General features: G+C 64.4%; 12 protein-coding genes. 3 read left to right on the top strand and 9 right to left on the bottom strand.

All coding sequences use genetic code 11. The annotated features are described in order from the left end of the window. Positions 1-188: 188 nt before the first annotated feature. The 7 genes from ACH2CW_RS12505 to ACH2CW_RS12475 all read right to left on the bottom strand — a co-directional run bounded on the left by ACH2CW_RS12505 (position 189) and on the right by ACH2CW_RS12475 (position 4,773). Positions 189-578 (bottom strand): hypothetical protein, encoded by a 390-nt coding sequence (locus ACH2CW_RS12505; protein WP_395058578.1) that lies wholly within the window; start codon positions 576-578, stop codon positions 189-191. Between the two features lie 6 nt (positions 579-584). Then, entirely contained in the window at positions 585-1,166 is a 582-nt protein-coding gene (locus tag ACH2CW_RS12500; RefSeq protein WP_395058576.1) for a DUF3299 domain-containing protein, read from the bottom strand. A gap of 107 nt (positions 1,167-1,273) precedes the next feature. Next, complete coding sequence (locus ACH2CW_RS12495; protein WP_395058574.1) at positions 1,274-1,522, bottom strand: hypothetical protein; 249 nt, start codon at positions 1,520-1,522, stop codon at positions 1,274-1,276. A 15-nt stretch (positions 1,523-1,537) separates the two neighbouring features. Further along, positions 1,538-2,740, bottom strand: a complete 1,203-nt coding sequence (locus ACH2CW_RS12490; RefSeq protein WP_395058572.1) for an ABC transporter permease — start codon at positions 2,738-2,740, stop codon at positions 1,538-1,540. Next, positions 2,737-3,393, bottom strand: coding sequence for an ABC transporter ATP-binding protein (locus ACH2CW_RS12485; RefSeq protein ID WP_395058570.1), 657 nt, complete (start codon positions 3,391-3,393; stop codon positions 2,737-2,739). Before ACH2CW_RS12485 ends, ACH2CW_RS12490 begins: the two co-directional genes overlap by 4 nt. Beyond that, on the bottom strand, positions 3,390-3,917 hold the full coding sequence (locus ACH2CW_RS12480) for a Fur family transcriptional regulator (RefSeq protein WP_395058568.1): 528 nt from the start codon (positions 3,915-3,917) through the stop codon (positions 3,390-3,392). The genes ACH2CW_RS12485 and ACH2CW_RS12480 overlap by 4 nt, the downstream gene beginning before the upstream one ends. Before the next feature lie 94 nt (positions 3,918-4,011). Further along, the gene (locus ACH2CW_RS12475) at positions 4,012-4,773 is read right to left on the bottom strand and encodes an SDR family oxidoreductase (RefSeq protein WP_395058566.1); all 762 of its coding nucleotides are present in this window, start codon (positions 4,771-4,773) and stop codon (positions 4,012-4,014) included. A gap of 166 nt (positions 4,774-4,939) precedes the next feature. On the opposite strand from ACH2CW_RS12475, the gene kynB reads away from it, so the two are divergent. From kynB to kynA, 3 genes are all read left to right on the top strand, one after another. After that, the gene (gene kynB, locus ACH2CW_RS12470) at positions 4,940-5,572 is read left to right on the top strand and encodes an arylformamidase (RefSeq protein WP_395058564.1); all 633 of its coding nucleotides are present in this window, start codon (positions 4,940-4,942) and stop codon (positions 5,570-5,572) included. Next, the gene (gene kynU / locus ACH2CW_RS12465; RefSeq protein ID WP_395058562.1) at positions 5,569-6,846 is read left to right on the top strand and encodes a kynureninase; all 1,278 of its coding nucleotides are present in this window, start codon (positions 5,569-5,571) and stop codon (positions 6,844-6,846) included. Before kynB ends, kynU begins: the two co-directional genes overlap by 4 nt. A gap of 140 nt (positions 6,847-6,986) precedes the next feature. Then, the gene (kynA, locus tag ACH2CW_RS12460) at positions 6,987-7,832 is read left to right on the top strand and encodes a tryptophan 2,3-dioxygenase (RefSeq protein ID WP_395058560.1); all 846 of its coding nucleotides are present in this window, start codon (positions 6,987-6,989) and stop codon (positions 7,830-7,832) included. Between the two features lie 260 nt (positions 7,833-8,092). Here the strand turns inward: kynA and ACH2CW_RS12455 are convergent, their stop codons facing one another. Continuing rightward, positions 8,093-9,274 carry an FAD-dependent monooxygenase gene (locus tag ACH2CW_RS12455; protein ID WP_395058558.1) on the bottom strand — a complete coding sequence of 394 codons (1,182 nt, stop codon included), beginning with the start codon at positions 9,272-9,274 and terminating at the stop codon, positions 8,093-8,095. A 133-nt stretch (positions 9,275-9,407) separates the two neighbouring features. Then, positions 9,408-12,296, bottom strand: coding sequence for an aconitate hydratase (locus tag ACH2CW_RS12450; RefSeq protein WP_395058556.1), 2,889 nt, complete (start codon positions 12,294-12,296; stop codon positions 9,408-9,410). Between the last annotated feature and the right edge of the window lie 71 nt (positions 12,297-12,367).

Here is a 12,367-nt window from a genome sequence, read left to right as displayed (position 1 = left end):
CCGCGCGTTCGGCAACTTCGTCGGATCCTGTGCGTGACTCAGCGCAGTGACTGGCGCCGCAGGGCGGGAGGGGATGCAAGGCGCAATTTGCAGCCAAAAGCATGACTATTGGCAAGGATTGCAACGCCGCAGACCGCCCGATCCTGCGGATGCCGGACACGCGATGGCTTACGCAGAGGGTCCGGTATTCAGCGAGTCAGGGGCGGGCCACGCGCTTCAAACAGCGCGGCCCGGCGGGCGAGTACTTCGCCCTCGAGAAAATGGAAAACAACAGAAGACAGAACAAGCGGCAACACCAGCGCTGGAGGCGACAAAACCACATCACTGTGGCAAACCTGGTCGTAAACGCGGCAGTCGGAGTTATCGTTATGGACCGAAAACAGATCGGCCAGCCAGTCATGTTCACCAGCGTGTTCATGCGCGTGACTGCCGCCGTCATGGGCATGCGCCTGCGCCGCGTCAAGCGGGCCACCCGCGCCGTGCACCACACCGTGCATCAGGCCCAGCACAGGCGCGAGCAACAGCGCCAGAGCCAGCAAGCCCCAGGCCGCGTGCCGTGCCATGCGATTGAGCCCCATGGGTGTTTACTTCACCGTCACCGCATCGCTGATGCGGTAATACAGGCCATACGGGTCGTCATGCAGCACCTGCAGCCGGCCCTCGACCACCACGGCTTCCATGCTGTACTCGACCGGGGTTTTGGTCTTGACCTCGACCATGCTCTCGGGGCCACCCGGCAGGCAGAAAGAGCAGCTCAAAGGCACCGACGACAGCAGGAAGTGGCGCTGCTTCTTGCCTGGCTCCAGCGGCATCATGAAACCCTGAATACGCTGGGTCTTGCCGTTCATGCCGAGCTGGCCGGCATTGAACACCGGCAGGATCCGGTTTTTCTCGTTTTTGGTCTTGACGTCGGTCAGCACCGACCAGGCCAGCACGTCATCGCGCGGGGCCAGTGGCGCAAACGGGCTGTTGGCCCCATGTACACCGGCGCCCTTGCCAGCCACGCCGTCAATGCTGCCCGGCAGGATGGAACTGCCCGGCGCCGGCGGCTTGCTGGCGCCCGGCGGCAAGGGTGAGCTGAGCTGGCCATGCGCGCAGGCGCCGGCCAGCAACAGGCCCAGCAACAGGGACTGGGGCTTGAAAGCGGGGCAAGCAGATGAAGTCATGACTTCTCCAGAAAAGGAACGAGGAAAGAAATATCTCCTGACTTGTCATCCCGGACCTGATCCGGGATCCATGGATTGCGGGTCCAGCCCGCAATGACAAATCAGACTCAGTGCGCGTGTTTCATTCCGCAGTATTTTCCCACCGCCAGCCCTTTGCAGGAAGCCTGCAGGTCTTTCATGCAGACATCTTCCTTTTTGCCCGACGCCAGGCACTTGGCCGCAGCCTCGTGCGCGGCAGCCATGGCCCGATGACGCTGGACGTCTTCTTTGGTCTGCGCGTCGTTGTGCTGCGCATGTGCTATCGAAAACATAGCTGTCAGCACAAGCCCGGCAAGGGCGGGAAGCGGTTTTTTCATGAATTTTTGCATGGTTCACCTGGATTGAAGTAGTTCAGACACATTGGCCCGGTAGGCCTCGTACGCGGGCAGCAGCGCCGACAGCAGCGCCACGACCACTGCCAGCGCCGGCACGCTCCACAGCTCGGCCGGCCAGGCCAGCCCGCTGATCAGCACGGATTTGTCGAGTTGAAGAAACCAGGCCAGCGCGGCCATCAGTTCCTGACCCGCCAGCACACCGATCAGCGTGGCCAGCAAGGCCAGCCACAGCGCCTCACACAGCAGCAGCGCCGCCACCTTGCGCGGCGGCGCGCCCAGCATACGCAGCAGGGCCAGATCGGCGCGGCGCTCGCGCACGGCGCTCCACAGCGCGATGAAGACGCTGAGCCCGGCCGTCAGCAGCAGTACACCAGCCAGCGCGCGCAGCACGTCGGTGCCAACGCCGATCAGGTTCAAAAGACGCGTGATTTCCAGCGCCGGCGCAGCCGCCTGCATTTCGGTCGTGGTGTTCACAAAACGCGGAAAGGTCACGGCCGCCAGCGGCGTGCGGTAACGGATCAGCGCCAGCGTGACTTCGCGTTCATCTTCCATCACCTTGCGGTCGTCGGCGTCAAGTGCGGTGTGGCTCTCATGGACCTGCCAGACCGAATCGAGCGAGGTCAGTACCAGCCGGTCAAGTACCGAACCGCCGGGCGCCAGCACGCCGCTGACCACATAAGGGGTCTGCCCGTGGCTGTCCCCGCCGCCGGCCAGGCCGTGGCTGCCGGCGAAACGGTCGCCGACTTTGAGGCCGGTCTGCGCCGCCACCTGCGCACCCAGCACCGCCTGCAGGGGCGCGCTCCAGACACCGCCTTGCGCGAAGTCGGCGCTGTAGTGCCTGAGGTAGTCCGGCGTGCTGCCGACAATGCGAAAGCCGCGGTAGCTGTCGCCCAGACTGATCGGAATCAACTGGGCGACCTGCGGATGCTGTTCGAGTTGCTTCACTGCCGCCAGCGGCACGTTACCGGTCGGCGCGTCGATATGGAACACGCCCGACAGGATCAGCTGCATCGGGCTGCCCTTGGCGCCCACCACCACGTCGATGCCGGCCAGGTCGCGCGCGAAGGCCTTGTCGATCTGGTGGCTGGCCAGCAGCACAAAACTCAGCGACGCGAGACCCAGGCTCAGCAGCAGCAGGTTCAGCCCTGCCGACAGCGGCCGTGACCACAGGAAACGCCAGGCGAACGCTATGGTTTTCATAGCTTCTTCCCCATGAGGGACATGGGCTGGAAGCCGATTTGCCTGTCAAGATTGGCTTCCACTCGGGTATCGTGGGTGGCGATCACCAGCGTTGCGCTGTGGCGCTGCGCCGCCGCCTGCAGCAAGGCCAGCGCCTGCCGCGCAGCCGTGTCGTCCAGGCTGGCGGTCGGCTCGTCGGCCAGGATCACTTTCGGCTGCAGCAGCACCGCCCGCGCCAGCGCCACCCGTTGCGCCTGGCCACCGGAAAGTTGCGCCGGCTTGCGCGCGGCCAGTTCGCCGACATCCAGCGCGGCAAGGACTTCACGGATACGCGTATCGTCCTGCGCCTGCCCGGCCGCCCACTGCGCCATCGCCAGGTTGCCATGCACCGTCAGTGCGGCACTCAAATGGAGTTTTTGCGGCAAAAAGCCAATCGTCTTCGCGCGCCAGGCATCACCGGCCACCTTGCCCAGTGCCGACATGGACTGGCCGGCCACCGTGATGTCACCCGCGCCAGGCGCCAGCAACGCCGCCGCCAGCGCCAGCCAGGTTGACTTGCCCGAACCCGAGGCGCCGCGCAGCAGCAACACGCCGCCTTGCGGCACGTCCACGTTGTCAAAACGAAGTTCTGCGCCGCCGGCATAGCGGTAAGTGAGTTGCCGGGTGCTGATCACGCGGGCAACCCTCTGTTGCTGGTGGCGCCAGTGGCGCAGTCGGCGCACACGCCACGCACCGCAAAGTCCAGGCGCATGCCCTGGTAGCCCAGCGCCTTCAGGGCTTGCAGCGCTGATTGGGCGGCACGGTCGAGGTCGCCGGCACTGGCCTGCAGCGCGCTTTCCAGCGGGCTGTCACGGTGGCAACTCTGGCATTCAAAGTGCGGCATCGCCTGCACACCGGCCGGCATGGCCTGGTAACGGCGCACCCGGCTGGCATCCACCCGGCACAGCAGCAGGCCAACTTGCGTGAGCCGATCAATCAGGCGGTACAGCGTGACACGGTCCAGCGGCGCGCCGTCGGCTGTGGCGCCCTCACCGGCCAGCGCCGCCTGCAACTGCGCGTGGGTATAACTTGTGTCCGGGTGCGCCAGCAGCCAGCCCAGCACCCTGCGCGCAGCGCTCGTCCGGCGCAGTCCGTGCGCGCAGAGCAGCGCGTCTATCGGATCGGCAGCAGCTTGGGTAGGGGGGGGACCGGCGGTCATGTGCAGGGAGTTTTGGCGACGCTAGAGGTCTGGAAATATAACGCAATTTAGTTGCATTATTTCCAAGGGCATTAAAACTCAAGCCAGAGCGTGTTCAGCCGCGTCCCACAAACGGCATCTTCGTCGCCATGATGGTCATGAACTGCACATTGGTCGCCAGCGGCAGCGCGGCCATGTGCACCACCGCATCGGCCACATGCTCGACGTCCATCAGCGGCTCAATCGCAATCTCGCCGTTGGCCTGCGGCACCCCCTTGGCCATGCGCGCCGCCAGTTCGGTCTGCGCATTGCCAATGTCGATCTGTCCGCAGGCGATGTCGTATTTACGGCAGTCCAGCGAAATCGACTTGGTCAAACCGGTGATGGCATGTTTGGTCGCCGTGTAGGGCGCCGAGTTCGGGCGCGGCGCATGGGCCGAGATCGAGCCATTGTTGATGATGCGGCCGCCCTGCGGCGACTGGGCCTTCATGAGGCGGATCGCCTGTTGCGCGCACAAAAACGAGCCGGTCAGGTTGATGTTGACCACGTTGTGCCATTGCTCAAAGCTCAGTTCTTCCATCGGCACCGGCGGCGCACCCACACCGGCGTTGTTGAACAGCAGGTCGAGTCGGCCAAAGGTCTGCTGCGCCAGGTCAAAGGCTGCGCGCACGGCATCCGGCTGACTCACGTCGCAGGGCACCGCCAGCGCGCGGCTGCCGGCGCCCGAGGCCGTCACGACCTCGTTGAGCGGTTCGGATCGGCGCCCCACCAACACCACGCTGTAGTCCGCGCGCAGCAGCGCCAGCGCGACCGCCTTGCCGATGCCCGTGCCTGCACCGGTCACCAATGCCACTTTTCCCTTGCCGCCTGATGTCATGCTCTACCTCTTGATGGTTGTAAATCGTGAAAGCGCTGTCTCTGCGCCAGCCACAGACTGTAGCGCCCGTCCCCCGTTTCCCGCTTCGCGCTGGCAGCGATGTATTTCAGACGCCTGTTGGAAATAACCGACACCACAGGGTTTTTGATGGTGCTACCTTCAAAAAATGACAACTTCCAAGCCCCGGATCTGGGACATTTCGCCACCCGTGGACGAACACGCGGCCGTGTTTCCGGGTGACGCGGCGTATTCGCAAAAGCTGCACTTTGCGCTGTCGCCCGACTGCCCCGTCAACGTCAACACCCTCAGCTTCTCGCCGCACACCGGCGCCCATGCCGACGCGCCCATGCACTACGCCAACGGCGCGCCGGCGATTGGTGCCGTGGACCTGCTGCCCTACCTGGGCCGCTGCCGGGTCATCGATTGCCGGGACTGCGGGCCGCTGGTCGAACCGCAGCACATTGCGCATGCGCTGCAGGACCTGCCGCCACGCGTGCTGCTGCGCACGTCTGCCGTCGCCAGCCAGGATTGGGCATCATTTACGGCCATAGCCCCTGCCACGCTTGCGCTGCTAGCTACCAAAAACATAACATTGATCGGCATCGACACACCCAGCGTCGACCCGTCCACCAGCCAGGACCTGCCCTGCCACCACCTGCTGCTCAGTCATGATTTGCGCGTGCTGGAAAACCTGATGCTCGACGAGGTGCCCGCCGGCGACTACGAACTGATTGCCCTTCCCCTGAAGCTCACCAAAGCCGATGCCTCCCCGGTCCGAGCCATCCTGAGAGAGTTATGAGTACCACCCTGAACCACTGCCGCGCGCTCGACACGAGCGATCCGCTGCGCGCCATGCGCAAACACTTTGTGCTGCCCGACGGTGTGATTTACCTCGACGGCAATTCGCTGGGCGTGCTACCCGCAAGCGCGGCCGCCCGCGTGGCCGACGTCATCACCAAAGAGTGGGGGCAGGACCTGATCCGCTCGTGGAACAGCTCCGGCTGGTTTGACCTGCCGCAACGCCTGGGCGACAAGATTGCGCCGCTGGTCGGCGCCGCGCCGGGCGAGGTGGTGGTGACCGACAGCACCTCGGTCAATCTCTACAAGGTGCTCAGCGCTGCGCTGGCTATCGCCGCTGAAGACACGCCGGGCAAAAAAACCGTGGTCAGCGAACGCAGCAACTTCCCGACCGACCTCTATATTGCCGAGGGCCTGTGCCGCGAGCGTGGCTATCACCTGCGGCTTGTCGACCCCGAAGGCATCACGAATGCGCTGGACAAAGACGCCGCCGTGCTGATGCTGACCCACGTCAACTACCGCACCGGCGCGATGCACGACATGGCGGCGCTGACCGCCGCAGCCCACGCAGCCGGCTGTCTGGCAGTCTGGGACCTCGCGCACAGCGCCGGCGCCGTGCCGGTGGACCTGAGCGGCGCCCAAGCCGACTTCGCCGTCGGCTGCGGCTACAAATACCTCAACGGCGGTCCCGGCGCGCCGGCCTTTGTCTGGGTTCACCCGCAACACGCTGATCGTTTCCAGCAACCGCTGTCGGGCTGGTGGGGCCACGCCGCGCCTTTCGCGTTCACACCCGGTTACCGGCCTGCCCCCGGCATCACGCGTTACCTCTGCGGCACCCAGCCCATCCTGAGCCTGGCGGCGCTCGAATGCGGCCTTGACGTGTTTGTTGCGACCAAGACCTTGGGTGGCATGGCTGCGCTGCGGCGCAAATCGCTGGCGCTGACCGACCTGTTCATTACACTGGTGGAAGAACGCTGCGCGGATCATGGCCTTGGTCTCGTCACACCACGCGATCACGCCCAGCGCGGCTCGCAGGTCTGCCTGAGCAGGAGCGAAGGCTCTTACGCCATCGTGCAGGCACTGATCCAACGCGGCGTCATTGGGGACTTCCGCGCCGGCGACGGTGCGACGCACGCGGACATCCTGCGTTTCGGCTTCACGCCGCTGTACATCGGGTTTGAGGATGTGTGGCAGGCGGTCGAACATCTGAAGCAGGTGCTGGAAACCGGTGAATGGCAACGCCCCGAATTCAATCTCAAACACGCGGTGACCTGAAACGTGGCCCCCACGGTCGTCCACTGCGTGTGCTCCCTGCCCCCCGAGGGGGCCGCTGCGCCTGCGGCCCGGCAAAGCCGGTTCCGCGGCCCCTGCCCTGCTCGATACCGGGGTCTTTCCTCGCCGGTTGGAGAATATGCATGACCACACAACGACCGGCAGACATCGTCGCCGACGAAAAAGCCCAGCTCGACTTCAGCCGCGACATGAGTTACGGCGACTACCTGCAACTCGACGCGATCCTCGGCGCGCAAAAACCGCTGTCGCCCGCGCATGACGAGTTGCTGTTCATCGTGCAGCACCAGACCAGCGAACTCTGGATGAAGCTGATGCTTCACGAACTGCGCGCAGCGATCGCCAATGTCGCGGGTGACGAACTCGGCGACGCCTTCAAGAAGCTGGCGCGCGTAAGCCGCATCATGGAGCAGCTGGTCCACGCCTGGGATGTGCTGGCGACCATGACACCGCCGGAGTACAGCGCGATCCGGCCCTATCTGTCCAACTCCAGCGGCTTTCAGAGCGCGCAGTACCGCTGCATCGAGTTTGCGCTGGGCAATAAAAACGCCGCCATGCTCAAGCCGCATGCGCACCGGCCCGACCTGCTGGCCCAGGTGCAGGCCGCCTACGACGCGCCGTCGCTCTACGACGAGGCGCTGCGCCTGCTGGCGCGCCGCGGCTTGACGGTTCCCACCAGCCACACCGAGCGCGACTGGACCCAGGGTTACGTCGAGAGCGAGGCGGTCGAGCAAGCCTGGCTGGTGGTTTACCGTGACCCGAAACAGTACTTTGATCTGTACCAGCTTGGCGAAGAACTCACCGATCTTGAAGACGCTTTTCGCCTCTGGCGCTTCCGGCATGTGACGACGGTAGAACGCGTGATTGGCTTCAAACGCGGTACGGGCGGCACGGGTGGGGTCAGTTATCTGCGCAAGATGCTCGATGTGGTGCTGTTTCCGGAGATCTGGAAGCTCCGGACGGATTTATAGGTCGAATTGGCATCCAGCCCTTGTCTGCGGGGCGTACGCAGCTATTGAATTAGTAGCATCGCTGAGTTTGTCGAAGTCAGTAACGGTTCAAGCATCGGTGGTTTGCCGGCTAGCCGGGGGTTTCCCGGCTTGTTGGCAAACCAGACAGCCCGAGGTGCAGAAGGCTTCGACAAGCTCAGCCCGAACGGTGGTAGCCCCCGGACATGGATCCCGGATCAAGTCCGGGATGACCACGGTGGAGACCCCCGCGCCAGCCGAGGTCAGGGCCCGCCGTACAACCAAGGCACATCAAGCAGCCGCTCGCCAAGCAATTTCATCGACATATCCCGCCCCCACCGCACCATCCCGTCGGCATGAAAAATCTGCCCGTTGCGGATCGCGCGCTTCTGCACCAGCGCATTGCGTTGCCATCGGTTCAGCGCATATCGGTTCAGCAGGGTCGGCACGTCAAACGCTGGATCCAGCGCCTGTGCCAGCACACGCCCCAGTTCGGCCGCGTCTTCAATCGCCATACCGGCGCCCTGGGCCAGGTAGGGCCGCATGGGATGCGCGGCGTCGCCGAGCAGCGCCACGCGACCGCGCGCGTGTTCGTGCGCGCCCTGCATGGGCGGGCGGTCGCACAGCGCCCAGAGACGCCACGCCGGAATGGCGCGTACCAGGTTTTGCAGCGTCACGCATGTCCCTGTCAGGGCGGAAAGCAAGTCCTGCGCTTCGGTACCGCGGTCCCAGTTGTCAAGTTCGCCGGGCGCACTACCCTGCGCGATGGCCACCAGGTTCAGCCACTCGCCGCCATGCACCGGGTACTGCACCACATGCAGGCGCGGCCCCAGCCAGGCCGTGACATCGAGGGAGCGCAGCGTCTGCGGCAGGTCGGCCTGCCGCACCAGCGCGCGGTAAGCCAGATGGCCGATGCTGCGGGGTGGTCCGTCGCCCAGCAGCCACTGGCGCACCGGGCTCCACAACCCGTCGGCCCCCACCAATACCTCAGCCTCGACCGGCGGGTCATCACCGCTTTGTACCGTCACGGTGTTCACGTCCTGGGTAAACCGGCTCAGCGTATGGTTGAGCTTGAGCGTCACGCCGGCCCGCTGCACCGCAGACAGCAGCAGCGCATGCAGGTCGGCACGGTGCACCGTGACATAAGGCGCGCCATAGCGCTGCACCATCACCTCGCCGAGCCGCAGTCGGCCCAGCGTTTGGCCCGAGATTGCGCTACGCACTTCCAGTTGCCGTGGAAAAGCCGCCACGCGGGCCAGACCGTCCGCCAGCCCCCAGTTATGCAGCACCCTGACGACGTTCGGTCCGAGCTGGATGCCCGCGCCGACCTCGCTGAACACGGGTGCACGTTCGTACAGCCTTACATCCCAGCCAGCGCGCGCCGAGCTCAGCGCCGCCGCCAGTCCGCCTATGCCGCCTCCGGCGATCAGGGCTTGTTGGGTCATGGATAAACAGATCTGCGGCAGCTCCAAGCGCTATTGGGGCTGTCCTTGCGGACCTGATCCGCAATCCATGGATGCCGGATCGGGTCCGGCATGACAGCGATGGGGTAACGCGCCCGCAGACTTTTTTTCACATTCACGCAGCGAGCAGCTGCCTGAGCACGAAAGGCAATATGCCGCCGTGACGGTAGTAGTCGACCTCGATCGGTGTGTCGATGCGCAGGATGAGTTGCAGTTGTTGCTGCGTGCCGTCGGCGCGTGTCACGGTCAGGGTCGCTTCGCTTTGCGGCTTCAGGTCCGGGTCAGGCAACACGTCGATCACCTCGTTGCCGGTCAGGCGCAAGGTCTGCCACGTGTCGCCGGGCTTGAACTGCAGCGGCAACACGCCCATGCCGACCAGGTTGCTGCGATGGATGCGCTCAAAACTGCGCGCCACCACCGCCTTGATGCCCAGCAGTTGTGTGCCCTTGGCAGCCCAGTCGCGGGAAGACCCGGTGCCGTATTCCTCACCGGCAAAAATCACCGTGGGCATACCGGCCTGCATGTATTTCATGGCCGCGTCGTAGATGGCCATCTTCTCGCCCGCGGCGCCACCAGCGCCGCTTCCTGCTTCTGGCTGGTACAGCGTGACGCCGCCCTCCTCGCGCGAACCGTCGGCGCCAGCCGGAATCATCAGATTCTTGATGCGCACATTGGCAAAGGTACCGCGCATCATCACCTCGTGGTTGCCGCGCCGCGCGCCGTAGCTGTTGAAGTCCGCTTTCTGCACGCCGTGCGCCAGCAGCCACTGACCAGCGGGCGAGCTGCCCTTGATGGAGCCGGCCGGCGAAATGTGGTCGGTGGTGATGGAGTCACCAAACAGCGCCATGATGCGCGCGCCTTTCACCGACACTGCATCTTTGCGACCACCCGCCGCCGGGTCCATGGCAAAACCTTCAAAGAAAGGCGGCTCGGCGATGTAGGTGCTGGTCGGCCAGGTGTAGGCCGTGCCGGTGACACCCTTGATGTTTTCCCACAGCTTGCCGGGCTCACTCTTGACCTTGGCATAGTTCTCACGGAAGGCCTTGCCATTCATCGCGAACTTCATGAGTTTGTAGATCTCGTCGCTGGTCGGCCAGATGTCACCCAGATACACATCTTTGCCGCCCTTGCCCTTGCCAACCGGTTCGGTCATCAGGTCGCGCATCACGGTCCCGGCAATGGCATAAGCCACCACCAGCGGCGGGCTGGCCAGGAAGTTGGCTTTCAGGTTGGGATGGATGCGCGCTTCAAAGTTGCGGTTGCCCGACAACACGGCGGCGCAGACCAGGTCGCTCTGGGTGATGGCGTCATTGATCTCGGGCGTCAGGTCGCCGGCATTGCCGATGCAGGTGGTGCAGCCGTAACCGGCCACCGCAAAACCCAGCTTCTCCAGGTAAGGCAGCAGGCCGGTGTTGGTCAGGTATTCGGTCACGATGCGCGAACCCGGCGCCAGCGAAGTCTTGATGTGCGGCTGCACCTTGAGGCCGGCTTCCACCGCCTTTTTCGCCAGCAGGCCCGCGGCCAGCAGCACACTGGGGTTGGAGGTGTTGGTGCAACTGGTGATCGCAGCGATCAGCACGTCACCATTGCCGATGCTGATGCCTGTTGTTTTCGAAGTGGCTGCCGGGGCATCGGATTTGGCGGCAGCCAGGGTCGGGCGGTTGCCTTCCATCTCGACCACCATGCGCGGCGCGCCGGCCGGCGTGGGCGGCGCACCCGGTGTGGTGTCAGGCTGGACCTGCTCGGTGCGCTGCAACAGATGGCGCGTGGCCAGCATGGCGGCGGGCTGGTTGAAGCCGTTTTCTGCATTGGGCTTGCTAAACAGCGAGGCGAACTGGCTGGCCACACTGCCCAGCTCGATGCGATCCTGCGGGCGTTTGGGGCCGGCCAGGCTGGGCGTGACAGCGCCCAGGTCCAGCTTGACGACCTGCGAGAAGTCGATCTCGCCGGGCAGCGGCACACCGAACAGGCCCTGGGCGCGAAAATATGCTTCAAAGGCCTCGATTTCAGCCTTGGTGCGGCCAGTGCCCGTGAAGTACTCAATCGTTTTTTCATCGACCGGGAAGAAACCCATGGTCGCGCCGTATTCGGGCGCCATGTTGGCAATCGTGGCGCGGTCCGGCAAGGCCAGCGTGCGTGTGCCTTCGCCGAAAAACTCGACAAACTTGCCGACGACTTTCTGCTTGCGCAACTCTTCGGTCACGCGCAGCACCAGGTCGGTCGCGGTCACACCTTCGCGCAGCCGGCCGGTCAGTTCAAAGCCGACCACGTCGGGTGTCAGCATGTAGACCGGCTGACCCAGCATGGCGGCCTCGGCCTCGATACCCCCGACGCCCCAGCCGACCACGCCGATGCCGTTGATCATGGTGGTGTGGCTGTCGGTACCGACCAGGGTGTCGGGGTAATACACGCCGTCGCTGCCCTTGTGCACACCACGGGCCAAATACTCCAGGTTGACCTGGTGGACGATGCCAAAGCCCGGCGGCACCACGCCGAAGGTGTCGAAGGCCTGCATACCCCACTTCATGAACTCGTAGCGCTCCCGGTTGCGCTGGAACTCCAGCTTCATGTTCAGGTCCAGCGAGTTTTTCTTGCCGTAGTAGTCGACCATGATGGAGTGGTCCACCACCAGGTCAACCGGCACCAGCGGCTCGATGCGTTTCGGGTTCTTGCCGAGCTTGATGGCCACGGCGCGCATGGCCGCCAGGTCGGCCAGCAGCGGCACGCCGGTGAAGTCCTGCAACACCACGCGCGAGACCACAAACGGGATTTCCTCGGTGCGGTCGGCGTTGGGGAACCAGTTGGCGAGTTGGCGCACATGGTCGGCGCTGACTTTTTTGCCGTCGCAATTGCGCAGCACCGACTCGAGCACGATGCGCATCGACACCGGCAGGCGGGAAACTTTGGGAAACTGTTTGGCCAGGGCCGGCAGGGAATGGAACTTGCCCGTCTTGCCGGAGGCGGTCTTGAAGGTTTTAAGGGTGCTGGCGAACGCGTGGGCCATGGTGGACTCCTGGGCTTATGGATTTTTGCGACTGCTTATTGTCATCCTACAAGCCTTGCCCGCGATGTCTG

The sequence above is a fragment of the Polaromonas sp. genome, from assembly GCF_043778355.1.
Lineage (GTDB): Bacteria > Pseudomonadota > Gammaproteobacteria > Burkholderiales > Burkholderiaceae_C > Polaromonas.
Note: the sequence above shows the minus strand (reverse complement) of the source record. Positions and strands in the feature narration are given on the sequence as shown.

Coding starts and splice junctions, on each gene's coding strand:
- ACH2CW_RS12505 (WP_395058578.1), bottom strand. CDS start 578: ATGGGGCTCAATCGCATGGCACGGCACGCGGCCTGGGGCTTGCTGGCT.
- ACH2CW_RS12500 (WP_395058576.1), bottom strand. CDS start 1,166: ATGACTTCATCTGCTTGCCCCGCTTTCAAGCCCCAGTCCCTGTTGCTG.
- ACH2CW_RS12495 (WP_395058574.1), bottom strand. CDS start 1,522: ATGAAAAAACCGCTTCCCGCCCTTGCCGGGCTTGTGCTGACAGCTATG.
- ACH2CW_RS12490 (WP_395058572.1), bottom strand. CDS start 2,740: ATGAAAACCATAGCGTTCGCCTGGCGTTTCCTGTGGTCACGGCCGCTG.
- ACH2CW_RS12480 (WP_395058568.1), bottom strand. CDS start 3,917: ATGACCGCCGGTCCCCCCCCTACCCAAGCTGCTGCCGATCCGATAGAC.
- ACH2CW_RS12475 (WP_395058566.1), bottom strand. CDS start 4,773: ATGACATCAGGCGGCAAGGGAAAAGTGGCATTGGTGACCGGTGCAGGC.
- kynB (WP_395058564.1), top strand. CDS start 4,940: ATGACAACTTCCAAGCCCCGGATCTGGGACATTTCGCCACCCGTGGAC.
- kynU (WP_395058562.1), top strand. CDS start 5,569: ATGAGTACCACCCTGAACCACTGCCGCGCGCTCGACACGAGCGATCCG.
- kynA (WP_395058560.1), top strand. CDS start 6,987: ATGACCACACAACGACCGGCAGACATCGTCGCCGACGAAAAAGCCCAG.
- ACH2CW_RS12455 (WP_395058558.1), bottom strand. CDS start 9,274: ATGACCCAACAAGCCCTGATCGCCGGAGGCGGCATAGGCGGACTGGCG.
- ACH2CW_RS12450 (WP_395058556.1), bottom strand. CDS start 12,296: ATGGCCCACGCGTTCGCCAGCACCCTTAAAACCTTCAAGACCGCCTCC.